The sequence below is a fragment of the Xenorhabdus cabanillasii genome, from assembly GCF_003386665.1.
In the GTDB taxonomy this organism is placed as follows: domain Bacteria; phylum Pseudomonadota; class Gammaproteobacteria; order Enterobacterales; family Enterobacteriaceae; genus Xenorhabdus; species Xenorhabdus cabanillasii.
On record NZ_QTUB01000001.1, the window covers coordinates 3,906,134 to 3,929,919 of the forward strand.

Annotated in this window: 32 protein-coding genes and 2 pseudogenes; 8 read left to right on the forward strand and 26 right to left on the reverse strand. The window is 40.1% G+C overall.

Features of this window, described 5'->3' with window-relative positions; translation table 11 throughout:
• Positions 1–21: 21 nt before the first annotated feature.
• Positions 22–1,080, reverse strand: coding sequence for an oxygen-dependent tRNA uridine(34) hydroxylase TrhO (trhO, locus tag BDD26_RS17510; RefSeq protein WP_115827272.1), 1,059 nt, complete (start codon positions 1,078–1,080; stop codon positions 22–24).
• A gap of 475 nt (positions 1,081–1,555) precedes the next feature.
• On the opposite strand from trhO, the gene BDD26_RS17515 reads away from it, so the two are divergent.
• The gene (locus BDD26_RS17515) at positions 1,556–2,491 is read left to right on the forward strand and encodes a Kdo(2)-lipid IV(A) acyltransferase (RefSeq protein ID WP_115827273.1); all 936 of its coding nucleotides are present in this window, start codon (positions 1,556–1,558) and stop codon (positions 2,489–2,491) included.
• Between the two features lie 97 nt (positions 2,492–2,588).
• On the opposite strand, the gene BDD26_RS17520 is transcribed toward BDD26_RS17515, so the two are convergent.
• Positions 2,589–3,107, reverse strand: a complete 519-nt coding sequence (locus tag BDD26_RS17520) for a hypothetical protein (RefSeq protein WP_115827274.1) — start codon at positions 3,105–3,107, stop codon at positions 2,589–2,591.
• A gap of 167 nt (positions 3,108–3,274) precedes the next feature.
• Here BDD26_RS17520 and BDD26_RS17525 point away from each other — a divergent pair, with 167 nt between their 5' ends.
• Positions 3,275–4,054 carry a PhzF family phenazine biosynthesis protein gene (locus BDD26_RS17525; RefSeq protein WP_115827275.1) on the forward strand — a complete coding sequence of 260 codons (780 nt, stop codon included), beginning with the start codon at positions 3,275–3,277 and terminating at the stop codon, positions 4,052–4,054.
• 50 nt (positions 4,055–4,104) lie between these two features.
• Complete coding sequence (locus BDD26_RS20405) at positions 4,105–4,263, forward strand: DUF1543 domain-containing protein (protein WP_232217514.1); 159 nt, start codon at positions 4,105–4,107, stop codon at positions 4,261–4,263.
• On the opposite strand, the gene BDD26_RS20410 is transcribed toward BDD26_RS20405, so the two are convergent.
• The 6 genes from BDD26_RS20410 to BDD26_RS17555 all read right to left on the reverse strand — a co-directional run bounded on the left by BDD26_RS20410 (position 4,260) and on the right by BDD26_RS17555 (position 7,611).
• The gene (locus BDD26_RS20410) at positions 4,260–4,505 is read right to left on the reverse strand and encodes a hypothetical protein (RefSeq protein ID WP_232217515.1); all 246 of its coding nucleotides are present in this window, start codon (positions 4,503–4,505) and stop codon (positions 4,260–4,262) included. The two genes, BDD26_RS20405 and BDD26_RS20410, sit on opposite strands and share 4 nt — an antisense overlap.
• Positions 4,468–5,604, reverse strand: a complete 1,137-nt coding sequence (gene lldD / locus BDD26_RS17535) for an FMN-dependent L-lactate dehydrogenase LldD (RefSeq protein WP_038267056.1) — start codon at positions 5,602–5,604, stop codon at positions 4,468–4,470. Before lldD ends, BDD26_RS20410 begins: the two co-directional genes overlap by 38 nt.
• A gap of 262 nt (positions 5,605–5,866) precedes the next feature.
• Complete coding sequence (locus BDD26_RS17540; RefSeq protein ID WP_115827276.1) at positions 5,867–6,469, reverse strand: RBBP9/YdeN family alpha/beta hydrolase; 603 nt, start codon at positions 6,467–6,469, stop codon at positions 5,867–5,869.
• Positions 6,470–6,630: 161 nt separating this feature from the next.
• On the reverse strand, positions 6,631–6,744 hold the full coding sequence (locus BDD26_RS17545) for an NADAR domain-containing protein (RefSeq protein ID WP_084766506.1): 114 nt from the start codon (positions 6,742–6,744) through the stop codon (positions 6,631–6,633).
• 121 nt (positions 6,745–6,865) lie between these two features.
• Entirely contained in the window at positions 6,866–7,306 is a 441-nt protein-coding gene (locus BDD26_RS17550) for a DUF2335 domain-containing protein (protein ID WP_115827277.1), read from the reverse strand.
• A gap of 110 nt (positions 7,307–7,416) precedes the next feature.
• Positions 7,417–7,611 (reverse strand): Cro/CI family transcriptional regulator, encoded by a 195-nt coding sequence (locus tag BDD26_RS17555; protein WP_038267062.1) that lies wholly within the window; start codon positions 7,609–7,611, stop codon positions 7,417–7,419.
• Between the two features lie 98 nt (positions 7,612–7,709).
• On the opposite strand from BDD26_RS17555, the gene BDD26_RS17560 reads away from it, so the two are divergent.
• Entirely contained in the window at positions 7,710–8,420 is a 711-nt protein-coding gene (locus tag BDD26_RS17560) for a LexA family protein (protein WP_115827278.1), read from the forward strand.
• A gap of 413 nt (positions 8,421–8,833) precedes the next feature.
• Here the strand turns inward: BDD26_RS17560 and BDD26_RS17570 are convergent, their stop codons facing one another.
• Positions 8,834–9,130, reverse strand: a complete 297-nt coding sequence (locus BDD26_RS17570) for a hypothetical protein (RefSeq protein WP_038266662.1) — start codon at positions 9,128–9,130, stop codon at positions 8,834–8,836.
• Positions 9,131–9,666: 536 nt separating this feature from the next.
• Here BDD26_RS17570 and BDD26_RS17575 point away from each other — a divergent pair.
• Positions 9,667–10,404 carry a class I SAM-dependent DNA methyltransferase gene (locus BDD26_RS17575; RefSeq protein WP_115827279.1) on the forward strand — a complete coding sequence of 246 codons (738 nt, stop codon included), beginning with the start codon at positions 9,667–9,669 and terminating at the stop codon, positions 10,402–10,404.
• A gap of 205 nt (positions 10,405–10,609) precedes the next feature.
• Here BDD26_RS17575 and BDD26_RS19815 read toward each other — a convergent pair whose 3' ends face one another.
• On the reverse strand, positions 10,610–10,972 hold the full coding sequence (locus BDD26_RS19815; protein WP_211305493.1) for a gp53-like domain-containing protein: 363 nt from the start codon (positions 10,970–10,972) through the stop codon (positions 10,610–10,612).
• 13 nt (positions 10,973–10,985) lie between these two features.
• Entirely contained in the window at positions 10,986–11,297 is a 312-nt protein-coding gene (locus tag BDD26_RS19820) for a tail fiber protein (protein WP_211305494.1), read from the reverse strand.
• Between the two features lie 654 nt (positions 11,298–11,951).
• Here BDD26_RS19820 and BDD26_RS17585 point away from each other — a divergent pair.
• Positions 11,952–12,452 carry a hypothetical protein gene (locus tag BDD26_RS17585; protein WP_115827280.1) on the forward strand — a complete coding sequence of 167 codons (501 nt, stop codon included), beginning with the start codon at positions 11,952–11,954 and terminating at the stop codon, positions 12,450–12,452.
• Between the two features lie 456 nt (positions 12,453–12,908).
• Here BDD26_RS17585 and BDD26_RS17590 read toward each other — a convergent pair whose 3' ends face one another.
• Positions 12,909–13,244, reverse strand: a complete 336-nt coding sequence (locus BDD26_RS17590; protein WP_038266657.1) for an NIPSNAP family containing protein — start codon at positions 13,242–13,244, stop codon at positions 12,909–12,911.
• Between the two features lie 159 nt (positions 13,245–13,403).
• On the opposite strand from BDD26_RS17590, the pseudogene BDD26_RS17595 reads away from it, so the two are divergent.
• Positions 13,404–14,152 (forward strand): annotated as a pseudogene (locus BDD26_RS17595) (IS1 family transposase).
• On the opposite strand, the gene BDD26_RS17600 reads toward BDD26_RS17595, so the two are convergent.
• Positions 14,115–14,459 carry an Arm DNA-binding domain-containing protein gene (locus tag BDD26_RS17600; RefSeq protein ID WP_038263757.1) on the reverse strand — a complete coding sequence of 115 codons (345 nt, stop codon included), beginning with the start codon at positions 14,457–14,459 and terminating at the stop codon, positions 14,115–14,117. The pseudogene BDD26_RS17595 and the gene BDD26_RS17600 sit on opposite strands and share 38 nt — an antisense overlap.
• A gap of 1,312 nt (positions 14,460–15,771) precedes the next feature.
• On the opposite strand from BDD26_RS17600, the gene BDD26_RS17610 reads away from it, so the two are divergent.
• The gene (locus tag BDD26_RS17610; protein WP_115827281.1) at positions 15,772–16,221 is read left to right on the forward strand and encodes a hypothetical protein; all 450 of its coding nucleotides are present in this window, start codon (positions 15,772–15,774) and stop codon (positions 16,219–16,221) included.
• A 154-nt stretch (positions 16,222–16,375) separates the two neighbouring features.
• Here BDD26_RS17610 and BDD26_RS17615 read toward each other — a convergent pair whose 3' ends face one another.
• The 13 genes and pseudogenes from BDD26_RS17615 to BDD26_RS17675 all read right to left on the reverse strand — a co-directional run bounded on the left by BDD26_RS17615 (position 16,376) and on the right by BDD26_RS17675 (position 23,712).
• Positions 16,376–16,909: a tail fiber assembly protein gene (locus tag BDD26_RS17615; protein WP_115827282.1), complete on the reverse strand. Its 534-nt coding sequence runs from the start codon at positions 16,907–16,909 to the stop codon at positions 16,376–16,378.
• Between the two features lie 2 nt (positions 16,910–16,911).
• Positions 16,912–17,748: a hypothetical protein gene (locus tag BDD26_RS17620; protein WP_115827283.1), complete on the reverse strand. Its 837-nt coding sequence runs from the start codon at positions 17,746–17,748 to the stop codon at positions 16,912–16,914.
• Positions 17,749–17,782: 34 nt separating this feature from the next.
• Positions 17,783–18,316, reverse strand: coding sequence for a hypothetical protein (locus tag BDD26_RS17625; protein WP_115827284.1), 534 nt, complete (start codon positions 18,314–18,316; stop codon positions 17,783–17,785).
• A gap of 10 nt (positions 18,317–18,326) precedes the next feature.
• Positions 18,327–18,956 carry a baseplate wedge 1 family protein gene (locus BDD26_RS17630; RefSeq protein WP_038268374.1) on the reverse strand — a complete coding sequence of 210 codons (630 nt, stop codon included), beginning with the start codon at positions 18,954–18,956 and terminating at the stop codon, positions 18,327–18,329.
• Entirely contained in the window at positions 18,956–20,146 is a 1,191-nt protein-coding gene (locus BDD26_RS17635; protein ID WP_115827285.1) for a baseplate J/gp47 family protein, read from the reverse strand. Before BDD26_RS17635 ends, BDD26_RS17630 begins: the two co-directional genes overlap by 1 nt.
• Positions 20,143–20,493, reverse strand: coding sequence for a hypothetical protein (locus BDD26_RS17640; protein WP_115827286.1), 351 nt, complete (start codon positions 20,491–20,493; stop codon positions 20,143–20,145). The genes BDD26_RS17635 and BDD26_RS17640 overlap by 4 nt, the downstream gene beginning before the upstream one ends.
• A 3-nt stretch (positions 20,494–20,496) precedes the next feature.
• On the reverse strand, positions 20,497–21,189 hold the full coding sequence (locus tag BDD26_RS17645) for a phage baseplate protein (protein WP_211305495.1): 693 nt from the start codon (positions 21,187–21,189) through the stop codon (positions 20,497–20,499).
• Positions 21,170–21,775: pseudogene (locus BDD26_RS17650) on the reverse strand (baseplate hub protein); the annotation flags it as partial. The pseudogene BDD26_RS17650 and the gene BDD26_RS17645, both read right to left, overlap by 20 nt.
• Before the next feature lie 15 nt (positions 21,776–21,790).
• Positions 21,791–22,057 (reverse strand): hypothetical protein, encoded by a 267-nt coding sequence (locus tag BDD26_RS17655; RefSeq protein ID WP_115827288.1) that lies wholly within the window; start codon positions 22,055–22,057, stop codon positions 21,791–21,793.
• Positions 22,047–22,319, reverse strand: coding sequence for a phage baseplate plug family protein (locus BDD26_RS17660; RefSeq protein ID WP_115827289.1), 273 nt, complete (start codon positions 22,317–22,319; stop codon positions 22,047–22,049). Before BDD26_RS17660 ends, BDD26_RS17655 begins: the two co-directional genes overlap by 11 nt.
• Positions 22,316–23,131 (reverse strand): phage baseplate protein, encoded by an 816-nt coding sequence (locus BDD26_RS17665; RefSeq protein WP_211305496.1) that lies wholly within the window; start codon positions 23,129–23,131, stop codon positions 22,316–22,318. The genes BDD26_RS17660 and BDD26_RS17665 overlap by 4 nt, the downstream gene beginning before the upstream one ends.
• A gap of 49 nt (positions 23,132–23,180) precedes the next feature.
• Positions 23,181–23,462: a type II toxin-antitoxin system YafQ family toxin gene (locus tag BDD26_RS17670; protein ID WP_115827290.1), complete on the reverse strand. Its 282-nt coding sequence runs from the start codon at positions 23,460–23,462 to the stop codon at positions 23,181–23,183.
• Positions 23,449–23,712 carry a type II toxin-antitoxin system RelB/DinJ family antitoxin gene (locus tag BDD26_RS17675; RefSeq protein WP_038268352.1) on the reverse strand — a complete coding sequence of 88 codons (264 nt, stop codon included), beginning with the start codon at positions 23,710–23,712 and terminating at the stop codon, positions 23,449–23,451. The genes BDD26_RS17670 and BDD26_RS17675 overlap by 14 nt, the downstream gene beginning before the upstream one ends.
• Positions 23,713–23,786 lie beyond the last annotated feature (74 nt).

A 23,786-nucleotide genomic window follows, 5' to 3' on the forward strand; every position in this document is an offset into this window, starting at 1 on the left:
CAGATACTTAAGATAAATTTATTACTTATTGGATTGCAATGAGGTGATATTTAGACCGTCATTCAACCGATATCGGGATTTATTAAAAATCTTAGCCCCATTTTCTCTTCCTGCCCTGCGAGCACGTTGCTCATCTTCAGGGAGTGACATCTCTTCCTGACAAACATCGCTACAACATCCCTCAAACCGCTCTGCACAAGATGGACATTGAATGAACAGCAAATGGCATCCATCATTTTTACAGTTAGTGTGGCTATCACAAATTGCACCACACTGATGACAATGAGCGATAACGTCTTCAGAAATACGCTCTCCCATACGTTCATCAAAAACAAAATTTTTACCAATAAAGCGAACAGGTAAGCCTTGCTCTTTCGCTTTGCGGGCATACTCAATAACACCACCTTCTACATGGTAAACGTGGTTAAAACCATTGTGGAGCATGTAGGCACTCGCTTTTTCACAACGGATCCCGCCAGTACAATACATAACGATATTTTTATCTTTATCATCTTTCAACATCTCTACTGCCATCGGCAATTGCTCACGAAATGTATCTGATGGGATCTCAATTGCATTTTCAAAATGCCCAACTTCATATTCATAATGGTTACGCATATCGACAAACACAGTATCAGGATCATCCAGCATTTGATTGACCTGAGCGGCTTTCAGATATTCACCCGTTTTTGATGGATTAAAAGTTTCATCATCAATACCATCAGCAACAATGCGTTCACGCACTTTCATACGTAATACCCAAAATGATTTGCCATCATCTTCCAGCGCAATATTGAGTCGCAGGTTATACAAAGCAGGATCAGTGACATCCAATAATGCTTTCAGGGCATCGACATTTTTGGAAGGTATGCTGATTTGCGCATTAATACCCTCTCTGGCGATATAAACCCGCCCGAAGACTGATAACTCAGTAAATTTTTGATATAAGTTATCGCGAAAAACCTGTGGTTCAGAAATAGTAAAATACTTATAAAAAGAGATAGTTGTGCGTGGCTCTATTTCAGCCAACATGCGCTCTTTCAGCTCTTTATTAGAAATACGGTTATGTAACACTGGCATGGTGTTCAAAATACCCTTATAGTTTGTTGATATTTATACATTTATGTCTGTCTGTGTCCACAAAGTGTCTACACTAGATCATTATCGACAATTTTAACCAGAAACCCCACGCATTACACTTGGGGTTTTTATTCCCTGCAATATTACTTTTTTCTGTGACCCAGATCTATCAATCCCTGTTCTGAATCGGCTTAATCCCCGAACCAGCTTACTTATCACAGTATTACCTTGAGCAATTTCTACCGGAATAAAACAATCATTTGAATATGATGCTGAAGAACATCATAATCATACCCTAACACAGCATAGTCAGGGCATGGGGCAGCTTCTACTTGTTACCAGTTGATTAATCATTTAGTGCCCCGGTATTTCGATATTCCACTAAAAAGTGTCACAATACCCCCGTATTATTCTTAAGACCTTATAAAATAGTTTTTTTATAGTTAGATTATTATCTTTAATACACTGAAAACACATGATACAAGCACCCTCTTTTCGTCGTTCACTTTTACATCCCCGATACTGGCTGACTTGGCTAGGTATCGGCATACTCTATCTACTGGTCTTACTTCCTTACCCCGTGATTTACTGGATAGGAACCCGGCTTGGTCGGTTATCACAGCGTTTTTTAAAAAAACGGGCCAAAATTGCTGAACGCAATCTGGCTCTCTGTTTCCCTAATATGCCACCGGAGGAACGGAATAAATGGCTGGTCAAAAACTTTGAATCTGTTGGTATGGGGTTATTTGAAACCGGTATGGCTTGGTTCTGGCCTGACTGGAGGATTAAACGCTGGTTCAAAATTACAGGACGAGAGAACATCCAAAAAATACAAGCCACAGGTCAGGGGATCATCGTGATTGGGATCCATTTTCTGACACTGGAGTTGGGAGCCCGTATTTTTGGTATGCTCAATCCGGGCATCGGGGTTTATCGCCCGAATGATAATCCGGTTATAGATTGGCTACAAACATGGGGACGTTTACGTTCCAACAAATACATGTTGGACAGAAAAGATGTCAAGGGAATGATCCGTTGCCTGAAAAATGGTGAAATCGTTTGGTACGCACCAGATCATGATTATGGCCCACGTAAAAGTGTATTCGCCCCGTTATTTGCTGTTGAACATGCCGCAACAACAACCGGAACTTCAATTCTGGTTAGATTATCCAATCCAGCTTTATTACCCTTTACCCCACGCAGATTACCTGATGGAAAAGGTTATGAACTGATTATTCAACCCGCTGTAGAAAATTTCCCTGAAAAAGATGAAGTCGAAGCGGCAACCTTCATGAATAAGGTGATAGAACGGGAAATTATGCAAGCTCCAGAGCAATACATGTGGTTACACCGCCGTTTTAAAACACGCCCTAAAGATATGCCGTCTTTATATAGCGATAATATTCATTAGTTAGTCATCATTAGCAAGCTCTCAGGCAGCCATTTTTATGTGGCTGCCTGATTTTTGGCAGATGAAAGTTATCTATTAAATCATAAAATAACCATCACTATCCCCCACAAGAGTCGGCGATCTCCATCTCGGAATAGAGATTCCCTCGTTCTTTCTCCAATTTCTGTCTGGTTTCACGATAACATTTACGTCGGTGTGAACGGGTCATTTCGTTCATAAAATGCCTTCCATCGACCTGGTAAGGAAACCCCAGTTTTTTGTTATTCCAGTCATAAGAAAGCCCGATAGGGCTGTTGTATTGGGGGGGCAATCCGTTCAGAATCTGCCTTTCTTTGCCATAATTCCAACCAGACGAAAACTCGGTATATGTTTTCGAATCACGCTTTTGGCTGTACTCCCTCAACTCTTCTTCTCGTTTCTCAGCCAGAGCATTATCTTGAGCTAACTTATTAACGTCCCAATAATTGGCGCCCAGTTCTTCCCTTTTTTTCAGATATTCTCCTGAAGGTTTGCTATCAGCGGGTATATCACTTTTGTAGCTGAAGTCGTACGCCAATGCCTGAGAACAGCCAATTACCGTAAGAAAAAACAGGCTATAGCTCCCTTTTATTTTCATAAATCCCCTAATGTAACTATTGCAAGAAATTATTATTTAATAACCATTATCTCCTTAGATCAACTACCAGTGATAGGTAGTTCCTGAGCCAAAAAAAATACCCCTTTACAAACAATAGTAATTTCAACATGCTAGGTCACATTTTTTAAAAGTAAGGTGAGTTTTTGATGCGTTCATACCCTATTTATCATGTCGATGCTTTTACAGAAAAAAACTTCTCCGGTAATCCCGCTGCTGTTGTCTTACTGGACGAATGGTTATCAGATGAAACATTAATTGCGATCGCTGCTGAGATCAACCTCCCAGAAACTGCTTTTTTAGTTGGCGATCACCTACGCTGGTTTACTCCCAGAGTGGAAGTAAATTTATGTGGGCATGCAACACTGGCAACAGCTTTTGTTCTCGTTGAACAGTATTCTTATCAAAATAATCCAATTACATTCAAAACCCGTTCTGGAGAACTTCGTGTCATCCATCAGGATGGTGTTTTTACGTTAGATTTTCCTGCCGCTGATTACCAAGAAGAGAAAACACTTCTTCCCATCATACAAGAAGCTTTAGGACAAGATATCAGTGAGGTATTTGTTTCCCATGACCGTTATATCTGTGTACTGGATTCTGCCGATCAAGTTCTTCATGCTCAACCACATTTTGATAAAATAGCCGCTCTTCCGCTACCGGGGCTTGCCATTACTGCCCCCGGCGATTTATCTGCGGACTTTGTTTCGCGCTATTTTTCTCCTGCAAAAGGCATTAATGAAGATCCTGTCACGGGTTCAACCCATTGTGTTCTGGCTCCTTTCTGGGGAACAAGGCTCAATAAGTCGGTACTTCGTGCCCATCAGTTATCAGACAGGGGCGGAGATATATTATGCGAAATACAAGGAAAACGTGTTTATCTGACAGGAAAAGCAAAATTATTTTCTTATGGAAAAATAGTTTATTAAATCAATCAGTTTCTTATTTTCTTCTCAGCGAGAGCGAATACCACGGAGAGATGAAACTCTATTTCGTAAACATGGGAGGTTATCAAAAAGATTCTCTGGCAGAAGCACATGAGTTCGGATTTTTCATTGCCCGTACTGTAGAAGATGCGAAAGAAAAAGCTAAAAATATTTGCTTACTGGTTATGGTCAACTACATAAAGATAACCTAAAAGATGTTGATGACTGCCTGCTTTTGGGACAAGTCAGCGGCTACCATGTTCATCTGACTGGAAACCCTTACGGTCAGCCAGATAAACCAGAATGGCAAGGATATCGCCCTATCGGGATCTGATGAAAAATAGTCAGCAGAACAATTCAGTTTCTGCTGACTATCAATCAGAACATACAACTCCCCAAACTCACTAATTTTACTTTCAATTATCGACCAGCAAATCTGAATTAATTTCTGCAATAGACTTTGCTCCCGTCAATGTCATTGCAACCCGCATTTCTTTATCAATCAGATCCAATAAATCAGAAACTCCTGCTTCTCCGGCTGCTGCCAATGCATAAGCAAAAGCGCGCCCCAATAAAACACTGTCAGCACCCAATGCGATCATTCGTACTACATCCAATCCGGTACGAATACCGGAGTCAGTCAGAATAGTGATGTCATTTTTGACAGCATCCGCAATAGCCGGTAAAGCTCTGGCGGTTGAAAGAACGCCATCAAGCTGACGCCCTCCGTGATTAGAAACCACAATACCATCCGCGCCAAAACGAACAGCATCCTTAGCATCATCAGGATCGAGGATACCTTTAATAATCATTGGCCCTTTCCAGAAATCGCGGATCCACTCTAAATCTTTCCACGATATGGATGGATCAAAATTGCTTCCCAGCCAACCAATATAATCCCCCAATTTGGTAGGTATACCGCGATATTTAGATATGTTACCGAGATCATGGGGTTTACCCATCAAGCCAACATCCCATGCCCACTGTGGGTGGGTTATCACCTGCAAAAAACGCCGTATAGAAGCATTCGGGCCACTCATACCTGAATGTGCATCACGATAACGAGCACCGGGTACAGGCATATCAACAGTAAATACCAGATTTTTAACGCCGGCTGCCTCTGCTCTTTCCAGGACATTACGCATAAAGCCACGATCTTTCAGTACATAAAGCTGGAACCATATTGGACGCTCGGTTGCAGAAGCAACTTCTTCAATCGGGCATACTGACAACGTCGATAACGTAAATGGAATACCCTTTTTAGCAGCAGCCCGTGCAGCCTTTACTTCCCCACGACGAGCGTACATCCCACTTAATCCAACGGGAGCCAATGCCACAGGCATTGTCATTTTTTCCCCAAATAAACTGGTTTCCAGATTCAGTTCAGACATATCTTTTAGTACACGCTGACGCAGTTCAATGTGAGATAAGTCTTCAGTATTGCGTTTAAGGGTATGCTCTGCATAAGCTCCACCGTCAATATAGTGGAACAGGAAAGGGGGTAACTTAGCCTGTGCAGCAGCCCGATAATCAGTTGAAGCGGAAATAATCATGATCTATACCTCTATCCAAAATGGAGTGGGCGGCAATAGTATTGTTCTGGTTAATCATATTGCCCATGACTAATACATCAAACAACGCAATAAGGAGCTTAAAAATACATAAACTTGTTTCACAAAACATTTTTTTATCTGATGATAATTCAGGTGAAACAACAAAAGGCTAGTGATCTAAAGAGAGATATAGTGAGCAAATATCACCCACTATATTAAAAACCTATGCTAAAAACATGACCAAGAGCTGAGTTCTTGATATTTATCTTGATACGATAGTTTTCAGTGCATCATAAACAGGGAGCAAACGGGTAAAACCTTCTCTATCAAGAAAATGGCCTGCATTTTCAATATTAATGATTTCAGTTTGCAACGAATTGGCAAGGGCATGGGATGATTGAGGAGAAACAATTTCATCATTGGAAGAGATAATGGAAATACGGTGTTTTGTCACTTCACGCAAGAGGACATAATTCAATGTATGGAGAGTGAAACTTGCTAACTCTGGCAAGGTGCACTGCGTGGAATCAAATCCTGAAACCAAAATATATCCACCAATTTGGTCAGTTGTGGAGCATATTGCCTCTAAATACCGAAGTAAGGTCACACAACCAAGACTGTGGCCGATAAAAATTGTGTTACCGTCCGCTCTGGGGACAACTTCGGTCAATTTTTTGGCCCATGCTTCAGGTTTAGGTGATAACGAATCCGGCAGTTCTGGCACAATCACGTCTGCTCCTTGTTCAGTCAGCACTTCTTTTAACCAGGGAAACCAGTGTGATAAAGGTGAAGCAGTATAACCATGAACAATGATAACTTTCTTACCAGAAAACCGATCAGAATTCCTTGCTGTTAACTGTGTCATTTATCTTATCCTAGTGAGTAACAATTTCAGTTTATAGAAAGAAACTAATAGCAGAGAATTTTCTCACATAGTCATATGTTGTTTCCAACATATATCCTATTTTTTTAATTTTTCACGCACAGTCATCAGAGAAAAACCTAACAAATTAAATTATTTACATGTTAATGGTTATGAATACTGGAGTTATCCTCTGCCATTCCAATTCCCCAAATCCGATCAACAGGACTAGCTTCTACTAATACTTTATCACCTGTCTGCAATAAAAATCTTTCCATTGCCAGGTTTTGAGGAAAAATATAAATTACGCAATATCTTAATATACAATAATGAAAATAAGGAATAATAGAATCACCTCGTGAAAAAATTCATATTAAAATTATTATTGGTATTACGAGATCACTTAGCACCTAATTTTCTTCCTATAACAAATACTGCTGCCAATCCAATTAAATCAATTGTAATTAGTGTTCCTGCAAACACCATTTCACCTCTGAGTGCAAAAAGCGTAGCGATAATCAGAATAAACATTGCAATAGAAAACCCCATCCATTGCCCTCTTCTGTCCTTTTTTATCATGCCATCCAGTGCCAGCTTTTGATTATCATACTGAAATTTTTGCTCTTTTTCTCTGAATAATAATATTCTTTCTGTGCTGCCAGAAAGAATGGACTCATAGTCTTTCAAGACATCAGGAGGAGGAAGAGGCCCCAAACAATCAGAACCAATTTTATTTTTTAAACCTTGTTCATTGTCCAAAATTCTTTGGTAATCGTTTGCGGGCATAATATCTAAAATACTCCCCATTGCACTAATATAATGACGAAAGTGGTACTCCATATTTTCTCCGAGACAATATACACAAAATACATAAGAATAAAATCAACGAAATAATTAAAACTAATCAGTAATTGATACTGCCTAATTCCGCTTAATATTCTTTTTCTTCGCTATACAATCTGTTTTTGGCTGGGAAATGGCCGACACTCTTCCGCTTTATAGCTGCCATCCTCCTGACGAATCAAAAATATTTTACGGCCAGCCCGTAATGCTTTACTGATAGCAGTTTGATGAACACCAACCAGACTTGCTGTTTTGGCCTGACCATTCTGTTTCACATATTCTGATAATGGTATTTTTTCCATACTTTCCTCCTGTATTTCTCAAATAATATCCAAAGTATTAAATATTTCAATATTTTTAGTATTTATCATTTTAATAGCATTGGTATTAAAATGCATGCATGAAAAAGAAACTTACAACAGAACAACTCGCAGATGCCAAACGTTTGAAAGACATATTTGAGTCAAAGAAAAAACAGTTAGGCATCTCTCAGGAAAAATTCGCGGACGAGCTTGGCAAGAGTCAGGGGGCTATTTCACACTATCTTAACGGCACAAATGCCCTTAATTTGGAGATAGCAGCCGATTTCGCCAACAAATTAGGAGTTACAATTAATGATTTCAGTCCATCACTAAACAAACAAGCAAGGAAACTGCTCACCGCAGTCTATGGCGATAATATGACTTTGGTTGAAGATGTAACTTCTTACAGGCAATACCCATTACTCAACTGGGCTGATGCTGGAAATTGGTGTGAAGAACCTATATCGCTATACCATAAAAATAATATTAAACAGTACGACACTTCTGTTGAATGTTCATACCGTGCTTTTTGGCTGGAAGTAAAAGACGATTCAATGAATTCACCAAATGGCTTGAGCATACCGCAAGGAATGATTATTTTGGTTGATCCGGAAGTAAAACCTATCACCAACAATTTGGTCGTCGCAAAGCTTGAAGGGGAAAAGAAACTGACTTTCAAACAATTGATTACGGAAGGGTATGATACTTATCTTAAGCCACTGAATCCCCAATATAATATGATACCGCTCAGTGATAAAATTCATATTCTGGGTGTGGTAGTGGAGGCCAAAGTAGCTCGGTTGCCATAAAAAAACTACCAGCCAGCAAATCTACTATACCTTTTATGATATTTCTTAGGAGCTGGCTGGATATTTGTAATAAGTTACAAATATCCAATAGAATAATAAATAGACTTTTAATAGAGACTATGTGACCGGGGTGAGTGAACGCAGCCAGCAAAGAAGCAACTTGAAATACGAAGAATAAAGGTAGATATGAACAAAATCATTGCTATTACAGGCATATGCGGATCTTATCGTTGATGGGAAAAAACTGTAGAAAATCAGGTCATAGAGGTTTTAGTCCACTTAAAAACAAACCCGTTTAAAAGCTGACAATTAATATGATTTGCTTTATGATTTTTTAAGTGACCGCCTAAACGGTCACATTTAATAAAATGGCAATTACGCAAAACTGCAAGATACGCTGTCAAAAATGTTTTTCAACGATCTGTAGATTTTTTATCCTTTTTTATCCGTTTTTTTAACTCCTGAGCGTACTCATCTAAATTCCGCAAATCGCATTTTGTTTTTTTTATATACATTTCAGCTTCACCCTTGCTATACCCCTGCAATTCACTAATCGTTCTGAAAGGAATATTTTTTATCTTTTGCATTATCTCTTCCATTCCCTTTTCCGAATACTTAGGGCACCCATAATACCAATATTCTCCATTAGTCATAACTGGTAAAGATGGAAACAGCAACACTACAAAAACGAATAAATGACGATATTTCATATTACTACCTTATTTTAAATTAACCAGACTTAACCCCTATCTCTTCAGATTATTCTATTTGCTATCCTGAGCCTGAATGAACTCAATCAAAACACAAAATGAACACATATTTTGGATAGGACATTAATAAATATAACTGACTTATCAAAAAATGCAGGAAAACCCAGGAAAGAAAACCTGGAGTATTTCAACAGCACTCGTGGCACCATCCGCAGAATCATTCCCCAGACCATCCCTAAAGAGTGCATTATGCCGGAAGTCAGTTAAACAGATGCTTTAAAAGATTTATTATGAGGCACTTTTACTTAATCATCACAGGAATAGTAATCTCCACAAAATATATCATAGACGTTTTATATTTGTTTACTCTCTCATATTGATCCGAAAGTTAACCAATATAAAAAATCATATCTGATTCATCTCTGATGTATTAATATATAACAGTAAAAATACTTTCAGTAATTATTAAATTTATACTAAATAATATATCTCTCTGATAAATAAAATATTTTGGCCTTTAGCTAAGGATAAAAAACATGAAAGGTGATACTTTATATGACCCTATTGCACATCTTTACGAGAGCTTTTCAGATACAGCAGCCCATATCAAAGTAAAAATCAGAACCATCTTCAATCTGGCAGGGGATATACAAGGGAAATCTGTGTTAGATTTAGCCTGTGGATATGGTCTCTTTAGTCGAGAATACAGGAATCGGGGCGCTTCAAAAGTCATCGGAATCGATATATCAAATAACATGATAGCAATTGCGAAAAGTAAATCACAACAATACGGTGACGATATCGAATTTCACGTAAGAGATGTCTGCAAGATGGAGTCATTTGGCAAATTTGATATAGTCAATGCGGCCTGGTTATTTTGCCATGCAGAATCTATTGAAGACCTTGAAACTATGTTCCGTGTTATTGCCGCTCATCTCAAGCCTTCCGGTAAATTGATTGCTTATACCGTTGAACCTGATTATCGATTAGAAAAAGGGAATTATGAAAATTATTGTATAAAAATTCTGAGTGAAGATCCTGTGAAAGATACAACTCTCCTGAGATGTGAATTTCTTACCACACCACCCAGCCCTTGTACTGCGTATCGTTGGAGTCGTGAACAATATCAAGCAGCGATCCAAAAGGCGGGATTCAAACAATTTATATGGCAAAAGCCAATGCTGTCAAAAAGCGATATTGAGAATTGTCCCCCGGGTTTTTGGGATGATTATCAACGAAACTGCCTTGATACAGCTCTTGTTTGTCAGTTTTGACAAGATAATCCCCCGTGATCCGGGGGATTATCCTTAAACCTATTATAGGCATCTGCTATCTCCCGCAGCCCACCATTTCCCTGCTGGTGCTTTGACAAGACGCTGGTAATCTAATCTTTCTCATCAATTTCATACCTTCATCGACCGAATCCGCATTAATATAATGCTGTCTCAATTCGAGCGGATGGAATATATCTCTGTAGGATTAATATCCGATAGCTATATATTGCACTTGTGAATATGACCAGCGTCCAGCTGAGTCGTGAACAACAATTAAAAACTCTTCTTTTGATCTAATTTCAACAGATATGCCTTGACCCCACGCATCTCCTTTAACATAACTACCAGTTACAATAAAGCACTTATTTTTAAATGGAATTGGAAATCTTCGCAAGTCCGCTGAGTTTATTCCACCGTTTACAACCCCCCATTGAATAATTAGTCCACTGGGGAGCTTCTGATAGCCAGATTCATCAAGTTTTGATTCAAAACTATTCATATCCGGTATCTGGTTTGCTCCATTTCCTACAGCTCTATAAACCAATTCTGATAAACCAAGATTCCTCACAAATTCTGCTTTATCAGGAACATCTGCCCCATTCCGCTTTTTTTTCCAAATAGAGATTAGAATTATTGTTGAGGGCGTTTTGATTGGCGATACTGGCTAGATCATATGCCGCTTTCACTGCCTTTGATGTTGCCGCGGTCACTTCACTATCACTATCGACCTCATTACTTAGAGTAACAAACCCTCTGTCTGTCAATGTTGCATAAGGGTGATTACGGCTCCGGGCGTGCTCTTCGATTGCGTCTTGCACATATTCGCGAGTTGCAACAATTACGCCGTTATTTTCTAATGCTTTGGTTTCAGGCTTTTTATCTGGAGTGCTCATATTTATTTCCTCATGTATTAACAACATAGATTGCTAATTAAACCAAAGGAGTTTATTGAAAATACCTTTGGCAATATGAGGCGGTGGAATACTTCTCCGCCTGTGAACATCAATAAAATAGATTCATCAATACTGGAAAGTACAACTTGACTAAATTATGTTGATTAATATTTTGTAAGTTGCATGTTTTGACGGCAGGATGGCATAAAATAATAAATTGGGAATCAATAGAATTTATATGATGACTGATAAAGCCTGGTGTGATAAAAATGATTTTTTCATCTTTGATTGATATTTTTTATTTAAGCCAGATAATTGAATAAAATAAGAGGATATTGAGTTTATTTCATTATTAGTTGTATTATAACAGTGCCTTATCTCCGATTTTCCACCGATGAATTCATTGAACCATCACAAATCATTATTCATAAACTGAACCCACAAAAAGTTGTGGGTCAAATATCAAGCCATCTCAATCAACTGTTGATTTTTGAGTGTCACTTATCAGTGTAGTTTACTTATACTAAAACAGACAGGTAAATAACCCATATGATATAGAAATTATCATTTCAATACTCTATTCACGGTAAAAAATTAACTAACTAAAAATATTTAAACGATATTTTTGGTGGTTTCATCAAAAGGATAAATGATATGAAAATTATATCTTGCATAATTCTAGCACTATTATCTTTTTTATTAATACCTTCACTCTTTGCTGTTGAAAAGAATGATAATATAGAGAAAAAGCCCGTTTTCTCTGCTGAATATAATATGGAATTAAAGAATTCCTCTTTTTCTGAAAACAGCCTGATGATGGTTAAAAGAAGCACTGAATGCATGTATGATAGTGGCGAGGATCAAATAAATATTGCGCCCGGCAACCAGCAAAGTGCTTATTTAAAGGACAATGATAACTTATTTAGTGGTTGCACTCGTGAAACCAAGTCAGTTGAATGGAGCGTTTATGGTGGTTCTATAAGTTGCACTTTGAGTTTTGAGCATGGATACGATTCAGGTTGGTATACGGTGATTAAAGGGTGCCCGAATATTGTTAAGAGCGCCATTTGTAATGGAGATTCCAACTGTAATCAAATTAGAGTTTACGGAGGAGAACCGAATATAGATATAAATATAGAATTCCTTGTTCGGTGAATCTGGTAACTTCCGCGTCCTATACAAAAAGGTGAGATTTATCACCTTTTAATTCTTTAATATTTCTTATTTCCGTAAGAAAACCAGAATAACAATAAGTAACATCATCCTATCTCAACAATAGAACCGGAACTTATCTCTCCTGTGGCGAGATGATTACTGATAAAAGGGCCATTGAATTCACCTAAATTATTATTGTCAATCTATACAAAACACATCATGTTTAGAAACCTTGCTAATCTCATTATGCTATTAATATGATTTCAATCCGTGACCTTATAACTCTACAACCAATAAAGCGAGGTCAGTACGCTAAACGTTCCGACCTTGTGAAAAGGTTGCGACACATTTCGTCGGGAGTTATTGAGATAATGCTTAGTCTCTCTATGAGGATACATAGATTGATAAGCTCAATCTGCGCTTCCATTATTTCGAGGTAATAACGTGAAAGCAACATTACTTAGTTCGTAAAGCATCTATAGCAGATACAGGCATTTCGATAACCGTTTTAACGCTTTTATCTATTTTCTCAATAATTCCTGTTCTAGGGCCATTGATCCATTCATCGCTTTTATAAAATCTATCCTGTACAGCCGATAGTTCGTTCATATCTTTAAACGCACGGACAAGGTAGTAAAAGTCTTCGTTATGCAATGAATTGCCAAAGCTAACAACATCAATTCCCTGAACATGGTGTAGTGGAACGCTGACAGTAGTCATAATTTCATGAAATCGTTTGCCAGTTCCTTTTTTTAATTCGTACTGGAGTATTTCTATAATCTTGTTATCCATGCGTTCACCTTACTGGTTATTATTCTTAAATAATAGCAGGTTACTATTCTTAGCATAATAAAAAATACAGAAAAAATGGCAACAATAGAGAGTTATTGGGTCATGCTTCCAATGATTAGATATTGTGATAAACTCCCTGCTTTTTATTGTGGGTGAGATATGGCTAAAGTTAATGTGGTTTGTCGTTACTGTCATAAAACAGAAGCGGTTAAAGGGCATGGAAAAGGGCGTACTGGTCACCTCCGCTATCACTGTTATGCCTGCCGTAAAACCTTCCAACTGAACTATACCTATCAAGCCTGTCAGCCCGGTATGAAAGAGCGAATTATTGATATGGCAATGAATAACTCCGGTGTCAGGGACACGGCGCGGGTTCTGAAAGTCGGCATTAACACGGTCATTCGCACATTAAAAAGCTCACGCCAAGAAATGTAACCACACTGTCGCTGACGGGCAGTGAGATTCAGATTGTCTGTGAAATAGACGAACAATGGTCATTTGTCGGTAATAAGAAAAATCAGCGCTGGTTCTGGTATGCCTGGTAACCGAATAGAAAGCAGAGAGTGGCGCATGTGTTTGGGGAGCGCAGCAGGAAGACGTTGAAAAAACTGCGGGCACTTCTGTCCCCTTTCAGCATCCGGTTCTACTGTACAGATGATTATGCCGTTTACGATTGTCTTCCTGAGGAAAAACATCTCACGGGAAAGAAATTTACCCAACGTATCGAGAGAACTCATCTCACTCTTCGTATCCGGATAAAACGGCTGAATCGAAAAACGATAGGTTATTCCAAATCTGAAGAAATACACGATAAAGTGATAGGAACTTTTTTTCAAAAGCACTCATCATATCAACTCGATATCCTGCCGACTACCTGTCTTTGCGCTTTTCATACCATTCACGAGTAATTTTCTCGAAAGTATTCTCTGACATAATAATACTTTCTCGTTTCTGTCTTTTTCTATCCTCAGAAGGGTTGATGCCATCGGCAACCATTGAACGATATTCAGCAGTTCGCCTTCTCGCCTCAGCCAAAGACACCTCTGGGTAAGTACCTAAAGAAATCATCTTTTGCTTACCCTCAAAACGGTAACGGAATCGCCAGCCCCTAGAACCGTTCGGCTCCACCAATAACCAAAGCCCATTTTCATCAAACAACGTATAAGACTTTGCTTCTGGCTTGGACTTCTTAATTACCACGTCTGTTGGCTTCATCATTTCACCCATGTGTATAGGAAGATGTGTATAGGAAAAACTATACACAATTTCATGTCACTTTCAGGAGATGTTAGGAGACTTAGGATTATAGCTATTTATTGATTTTACTGGTAAAAGTAGACTTTAAGAGGGAGGAGAGATTCGAGCAAGAAATATAATTAATTGATTTATTTAAAATAAATTAATAATAAAAATAAACCTATACACACCACTATACACAGAAAAATTTAGTGAATGAAAATGAACAGTTGAGTAAAAAACATCAGTTTTGTTCGACTCCTTCTTTTTCCGCTAACTCAGGAGTCGAACACAGATACACTGATCAAATATACAGCCACAACCACTATAGGAAAACTACTCGCATTTTACACACGGAACCACCCCGTATCTAGCAACCTTCAGCTTCCACTGATATGAATGGTTGGGATTTCAACCATCAAAAGGGATTGAGGAAATCCCAATACCCACTTTACAAACGAACCAAATTTGGATCTCAATAATTTTAAAGGTTTTCACTATGACAGCTTAAACCCAAGCCCTCCCACTGTGGTGATTTTCACCATAGTTGGCTAACCCTTTGATTTTTCCGAGGCCGTCACTTTGACCACCCTCTCATGATTTCCGTGATGGTTGATTTACATGCTGGACAAAAGGAATAAACTTATTGATTTTATTATTTTTATTGGTCGACAACCCCTTGTCATTACCTGTGAGCTTTTCCTCGACAACAGGACTCCTTAAACTCAAGGAGTCTCTATAGTTAATCGCCTTCAACGTCTCATCCATATTATTTTGTATGTATTGTATGTACGTATCATGCATACAATACATACATGAAGTTCTTCTGCTGTTTTTAATCTGGTGAGCGGTAAACGGAGAAGGTCACACCACAAGTGGCGGATAGACAGCTCTACAGAGGCTAAAAGGGCTTTCAAATCCCAATTAGTGCGATCAACCAAAAATTCATCAAAATTAGTGTTGCAAAAACTGGGTGACCATAGATTTCCTTTGGTGAGAAAGATGCCTACTATAGCAACTGACCGCCTTTCTCAGAAATTGCACTTATTATGCGAATCCAAGAAATAATGAAATTTCTATTTTCCTTTCATGCATTATATAAAATGGAATTGAGTATTTATCTTCACCTTCTACTATGTAAGTAGTATAAATATATTCTCAGATATTCCATATTCTACAAATTTCCAATATTTACATCACCCTATTTATCTCTTATTTACTAAAACGAAAGGATAATAAGCATTAAAATTAACACTGTTTACATATAAAAAACACATAATCGAGGTGTAAAATGAGTATATCAATTACGACAATTCAATATCATAATGCAAATAATTTTTATCATACAAATGCAATGGCAACATACGAGATAAATAACAAGAAATTTATTTTTGGACAATCCAAAACCCAAAATAATTGGCATTTCATTCAAGAAATATTACCAGACGGTAGATTGGGTAACGAAACTGAACACAGTAGCTGGCCAATTTATTACGATTATGTAACCGTTCTAGAGGATGGTAATAAAAAATATCTCTGTTGTATCAATACTAGCAGTGCAGATATCCAGCTCCTGGAATTAATTCCGGATGGCAAAACAAAACTAGTATTAGCCGATAAATATTCTCAAGATAGTTTTGAAACCTTTGTTCCCTATATGATTAATGGAGTTCTCTTTGCTTACCGTCAGAATGAATCTTCGAAACGTTGGGAAATTGTAAAACTTGAGCAAAAAAAATGAATTATAATGGATTAGTTAATAAATGAATCCGATACTATCTAAGCCGTAACACCTATTATTGTAGGTGTTACCATCCCCCCAATCCACCCCACTACCCGCTAATCTCCTCTATTGGATATTTATTGAATGAAGATAGGGGCTATCGCCCCTGTCCTTACTTCGGCGGTTCCGGCCAGTGGATATCGGGGGCGGTGGAACAGTCTACGCGGTTGAGTAGGACCCGGTATTTGCGCCATGCCGTTAAGGTGGATTTCTCGGCCTCGGTGGCCATCCCTAAATCAACGGCATCCTGACAGATATCAATTTTCTCGGTGGCCGCCCGCAATAACTGCCGTTTTTCATATTCCGCCTGTTGGATTTCATACTCCTGTTGTGCCGCAATATCTGTGACCCATTGTTTCCCATCCCAGTTATCAAACACCGTTCCAGGCACTAAATCCGTATACCCTTCCGGCATAATAACCTCCTCACACCGGAGGGATTGTCGTGTGGTGATGCTGTAAACGATTTTTCCCCGATGATCCGGCAGCAACTGCCATTGACCGTCTATCAGGCAAGGCCAGTAACCTTCACGGGTTGGAGGTTCGATTCGGATAGCATTATCCGGCGCGTAAGAGCCGGGTGAGGCCTCCGTGATGAAGGTGAACGGACGATAGGATTTGGTTTCATCAAAATAATAATTTTTCATCTTTATACTCCCAGAAAGATAGCTGGCGTCATGCCAATATGGATGGGGGCGGTTTCGGCTCCGCCTGTCGTGCCCTCAAGCTGGATTTTCCCCGGAGAACGTTTACTTACAGAGCGGAACCATGCCACAGCCACATCACCTTCATAGTTAACAATCCGTTTACCATCGACATTGCTCACCACATCAGGATGAGCATGAGCACAAAATGTATCCGGGACAATTTGACCCGGTGAAGTTGACGGGCGCAGGAATAGCCCCCGGCCTTCCGAATAAAAATTGGGCAGGTTTATGTGTCCACTGCTGATGGTGATCCTGAAATCCGATTTATAATTGCCAGATAATTGTATTAATGCTTTGCCGATGGCAGAGGTGATGAGATGCTTATCCCCATTACAATGATACCAGCCAGCAGGCAATTCATTTGGGCGGAACGGGAATAACCGGATTTCACCCTGAATATGATAACGCTGGTCAAAGTTACTGTAGTCACTAGGGATGATTTGACGGTTAAAATGAAAAACATCCGTGACACGTAATGTCGCATCCGACGTGTCATTTTTAAAATACAGTGGCCCATCACCCGCCCGCCCACAGAAAAACTGGCGAGTACCATTTGTATCAAACGCGGTCAGATAGGGGGTGTCTGCTTCAATGGTTACCCGTTGACAAATTACCTCACCCGAAATTACCCCGCCCGTTTTGGGATAAGCGCCCACATTGCTCACAAACGCCGCTTTATCCGGGATATCCGCCCCGTTCTGCGCTTTGTCGAGGCGGTGGCTGGCGTTGTCGTTGGCATTCGTGGCATGTTGGTTTGCAGCGTTGGCTAATCTTCTCACCTCATTTAATGCAGGATTTGTAGCATAGTCACCTTTAATCCTGTTTGGTGTTCAGGGCGTCAGTGACTGCATTCTGGCTCATCACCTGTAATTTACCGCTACCGACCGACTGGACCACATCTGACCGATTGAGTTTTTTATTTAGCTCATCCCAAAGCTGAGTAGTACTCACCAGTTTCCATACTGAGTTAAATTTATCTGCTGACTCAGTGTTAAAGTTGATTTTGTTGTTATCAGCTAAGCTCTGAAATTCTTTTGTTTCATCATCCGATTGTAAGATTGCACCTTTAGGATATCCGCCAATCGAATCAGCATATTCCTGAGAATATTTAAATTTCCCGCCTTTGGACAAATGCACAATATTATCTGAAATCTGGTTCAGAATACCGTTAAAGTCTCTGCCGCTGGGTGGTAGTCCTCCGGCCGCAACGGGCATCATGGTAACCAGTGGAAATCCAGTATTCCATGTCGCTTTTTGGCTCGGTAAATCTGATTTATAGTCAGCGGGTATTTCGTCTCGTTGTCCGTTTTTGGCAAACGGTGTTGGTATTAAATTTGGGTTTTTCATTATTCACCTGTTATGCAAGTGCAGCCTGATCGAATGGTTGAAATCCTGTGCCGTAGAATCCGAAAAACTCTCCTAGTGGCAACTCTGTAATAGATATTTTAACCCCTGATGGGCGAGGTAATATTTGACGATTATAAATTAAATTTTTTTCAAATTCAGATAATCTATATTCAAACACATATCTGGCGGTCATATGTCCGGTTATTAAATAATATGCCCTCCCTCTTATAAAACAGGATGACAAAAACCTATTAATATGATGGGCTGTTGCGTGTAGGATATTTGAAAACGCCTTCATCAATATCACTTCTCTGAATGTAGAATCATCCATCATATACGATGATTCTGAGTTATTACCTCCATAAAATGGCGATTGGTCAAATGGGGTATATTTTTTTGTTTCTTTAAATCCGAAATAATCAATATTCGGATCGGGTATCGATAAATCTCGGCTAATGCCAACTATCCGCCCCCAGATATCTAATCCAAATCCTCTCGCTGTGAGTATATTGACCGCCATCTGATAAAATTCATTAATATTCTCTCGCGGGTCTATGGATTCGTTAACGGAGTTGAGAATGGTACAAATAGCGGGACTGTTGGCATATTGACTAAGTAGCGTTTCTTGAATATTTTCCATTATTCTATCCTTATATCATCTATGGAAAGAACCGAAAATTCGTCAATGCCAAAATCCAGATAATTAGCTGCAACGCCGTTTTTTCTTGCTAACTGAATCGAAATCAACCGCTCTTTAGTTGATTGAGCTGTCACGTAAATATAATCACTGGCGATTAACTTTTTAGCTATTCGCCCTTTTCCTCGTCCTGTCCCGAACTCATCCAGAATGGATTTTTTAATAGCCTCTTTATCCTGATGAGTTAGCCGCAACTTATCCCCAAATGTGATAACAAACTCAATCGGAATATGAGTCGGCCTGATGAATTTAATGTCATAGGTTGGCGGCAGATAGGGGAAATTAACTGTGTCCTGATATTTGACGGCAGTATTCCCGACAAATGAGCACCCTGTCCCGGCCTTAATGAATATCTGTTGGGCTATCTCGTTGTCATCACCACCCACCACTGAAACCGCGATAGAATTCCTGGTAATTTGATAGTTTGTCGTACCAACGCTAACCGTTTTGTCGGACGGATTATCAACCACATAGCAATCAACGACATTTTTGATATTGGAGATTGCGCCATAGGTAGCAGCATTGGTGTTTTTGGCATTAACCGCGACCGACTCCTGTCGCCTCAGTTCGAACTCCTGCCGTGATTCCTCGCCCCGGCCAACGATAGCTGCTGTTTTATTGACAGCCGAATCAATACCATTGACGTTTTTAATTACGCGATTAATCGTCCCCGCCGAGGCTGTTACTCGACCAACAACATCACAGTGAACGTTGACTGTAGCCAGTCCATCATCGCCAATCCTCGCCTCTATTTGGGTACTCCATGTTTTACCCGAATCATCAGCCACCTGAAACCCAACCGGAATAACAGTATTCGCCAGTCCGTTAATCATGACCTCGGCGACTGATTTTGTCGCCCGTTTACGTTGCAGGAAATAAATGTAGGCGAGCGCATCTTGCATCATGCCATCAGCATAACGAGGGTCGAAACTGTTCAATAGATTGATAAAAACATGACGCTCATCGGTAATAATCGCTGTCAGTGTCGTGACGAGCTGCCCTTGCGGTGTGTTCATATCCGTATTGAGATTATCACCAAAGCAGCCACGCATAACCTGCCACAGACCATCAATAACCTCCTGAGTCGATGGCGTTAATATCCCCTGTGGCGTGATTTGTATTTTGGGTATCATAGTTCTATTGCCCCCTCCCGTCCGTCAATGTCGGTGAATTTAATCCGACCTCTCACAATCCGGTCATTTGCCGTACTCAGTTCCACTGTGGCCGAAACAACGCCATCAACCGATAGCGCAGCATCCTCCAGGTATTTACGATACATCGCCAGTGAGTATCTGTTTTTCCCTAAAATCTCCTCCAGATACGGAATACCGTCACCCTGCGAATAGTACAGGTCGTTCACAAATACCCGACAGGCATTCGCGACCGATTGCGCTCTGGCGTGATCTGAGGCAATAGCGAGATTGCCCGCCGCATCGAGAGTTAAATCCCATGTGGCAGGCATTAAAAATAATGTCCGCATTGTTTATGCCTTTTGGTTAGGTGTGCTGGTATTAGCGCCCTGTCCGTTCTCGTGATGAGTGTGGCGGTTATATAGCTCGCGCATTCCTGCCATTGATTGGGAGTTGGTAGTTGCGTTGTCAGTAATGTTGCTCTTGGCCTGAATGGTGCTGGTCGTTTCTACCGGTGCATCGAGAATGATTTTCGTCCCCCTCATGTTAATTTCACCCGTAGAGACAACGTTAATGCCACTCTCCAAAAAATGGACAAATTGACTAGGTGCACCATTGAGCAGACCACCAATATAGAGGCTGTCTGCTATGTCATATTTGCGTTTACTCCCCGGAGGCGCGGAACCTCTCATTCGTTTCACCTTCGAGATATCCCGACTGGCAGTGAAACAGAAACCGAGGTCGCCCGCTTTCGGGTCTAGAATGACTGCATTCGCACCGCCCTGATAACGGAAATACGGCACGTTGTAGACCGTGGCAGTCTGGTAGATATTGCCTGCTCCATCGACTTGTTGTACCAGCGGCAGGATATCGACATAACCGACAGGTGCGACACCACCACCGTGGACTTTCAACACCTTGCAAATGGTCACTGTGCCCATTTTGCCAATGAGTGACCAGATAATTGCCTCTTGAGTCATCGCTCCACCAATAGTTACCTGTGGATCATATAAATAAATTTGTTCATCATTTCTTGATTGCGGCATAACTATCACCTCTTGGGCTGGTGTTAACATCCATAAGCCATTGTGCTGAATCCTGTTCTGTTTCTAGTACTATCCTGACACCGTAAGTCAGCCAGTCACCATTACAGATAGATATCTGGCTGCCAGTAACTCTGACAATGCCACCAAATCTTACCAATGGGTCATAGAAGCATTTAAAATCAATACCTCTCGTTAAAGGAACTGGATAGCCAATCAATCCAGTCTCTGGCGAAATAACAGGGATTTTTAAATTTCTGGGTTGTCCTTTTCTAGTTACAATAATGGTATTGCTTTCAATATATAAATTTAGATTTGCAGCCTCCGCGAGCCATCTAATTTTTTCCATATTTGTGTTACCCAGATATACATCTGACAAGATCGCGCTGACTCCATTAGATTCAAATGAATACCCCATACGCTGACAAATGTTGCTCATAATATCAACAACATCGTGTTCTCCCTCGTAACTCTCAGCATCAACACCTGTCATTTTCTCCAAAATAGCCGTTTGCGCCTCAATTATCAGTGCAACATTAGGAGCATCGCCCATTTCTGGATAGGCAAAAATAATGCCTCCTTTAAATACTTGAGATAATTCCTCTCATTGCTCACCTGCTTCAATGGTTACGGTATTGCGCAATGCTGTTAATGTATTCCGTCTGATACGCAATAGTTTCTCCATTGTCTCTACTGGCAACCCGTGAGCCTTAATGCGAGCATGAGGAGCAATAGCGCCATTGCCGTAATTAACTTCGGCACTAATCCGTAATCCGGTTGCAGAAAGCTTATTTTGCCCGCTTGAAGTGAATGATTCGTTTTCGCTGGAAAGAGCGAGGGTAATTCTAATTTCTTTTCTATTAAATGCCATTTATCCACGCCAACCTATATCGAGAGCCTAATTGTGAATATTCTGGATCGGCATTCCCTTCGATGTCTGAAAATACCAGCCATTCGCAAATGTACGTTATATTGCGGCAGATGCGATTGTATACCAGATATTCCCCGTTTTTTTTGACCGTAGCAAATAAATTGCCAAGTCTTGTTTCCAGTATTAAATCGTAATTATCACTTTCCAAAGAAAAAGAAACAGCCTGATTTGGAGTTTTGTCTAAAGGAATTTCGGTTATCATTGAAAATTCCCTCCGCTTATTTGCTTAACCATATTTTCTGCTTGAGCTTGCATATTTGATAAGTCATTTCCTATACCATCAAGACCTTTTAATATTATTTTGCCGGCCTCTGCGAGTACTTTTATCGTTGACATCTTTCCGTCTTTATTTAGCTCACCAATTTCTTTAGCTATAGCTCCTAAAGAACCCAGAGATGAATTGGATTCAACTTTCTGCGTTTTATCCCCGCCGTTCTTTTTCTTTGCATCATCAGGATTTTTAACTTCTTCCTTGTCATATTTGACTTTTACCTCCCTGATTTCCTCCAGATGGACATTAATCTTGATGAGTGTTGCACCATCTTTAGCTTCGCGAGCCAAATCGTAGCCGACGATAGCCGCATTGGTGTAGACGAATTCAGGCGTGACCACATGGAATTTGAGGGTGCTTTTTGCCAAAATTTCAATCTGAGACAGAAACGCACCGCGCTCTAACGTTCCACCAGTACTTTTGGTCATCTGAACCGTGACTTTATATGGCTCGCTAACTTTGTTATAAGAGGCGAATGAGCCGTTCTCTATCGGCGCACTCGCTACACGATATTGGTTTTGGTATTGCAGTGATATCACGCTATCAGCGAGCAATAGAGGAATTCCGTACTGGTTGAATATTCCCCAATAATTGCCAAATAATGTGTTTATTAATGCAGCGCCGCCAAGACTAATTCCCGCGTCCATTGCGGCATTAGGAATCCCCTTCCAGTTCGGTATATCTGGCATTCCAAACATAAGAGCCTCGTTTTTAGATGCAAAAAAGCCGCAATTAAGCGGCATATGTGAAAAACCCGCCGAAGCGGGTTGTGTTTAAATTGTTTCTACCCTGCTATAAACCTAGCTCAGAGTGAGAACCAAGACGGACAAGGCGCAATATGTCAGCGCCTGGCTTTTGATAAATCAATATCAAGTCAGGCTTGATGTGACAATCTCGAAAATCCTTCCAATCACCCGAAAGGGCGTGATCACAATATTTCGGTTCTAGCAAACTATCAGATACCAATAATTCAATTACTGTCATAAGCGCATCATCCAGAATTTCACGATAGCGGCCTTTCTTTTCCCTCTTGTAATCTCGCTTAAACTGGCTTGTATAATCAGTCGTCCGCATTGAGATCAGCCATTAAATCTTTAACTGAGGAAAATGATTTACCGCCACCTTTGCGCGCTTCTTTCATAGCGGCTATCGTTGTCTCATTTGGTATCAGCGGCTCAAAAGGTAATACCTTATCTCTTGCCACTCGCGTTAACATCATACGAACAGCATCTGATACCGTCAGCCCCATTGCCGCCAAAACAGCGGCCGCTTCTGCTTTAATCTCACCGTCGATACGGGTTTGTACTAGCTGGTTTGCAGCCATAATAAGCCTCCAACTGAATGACATTGTAATTCAATTGTAATTCAATGAATGCCTATTATCAACTTCAATGGATA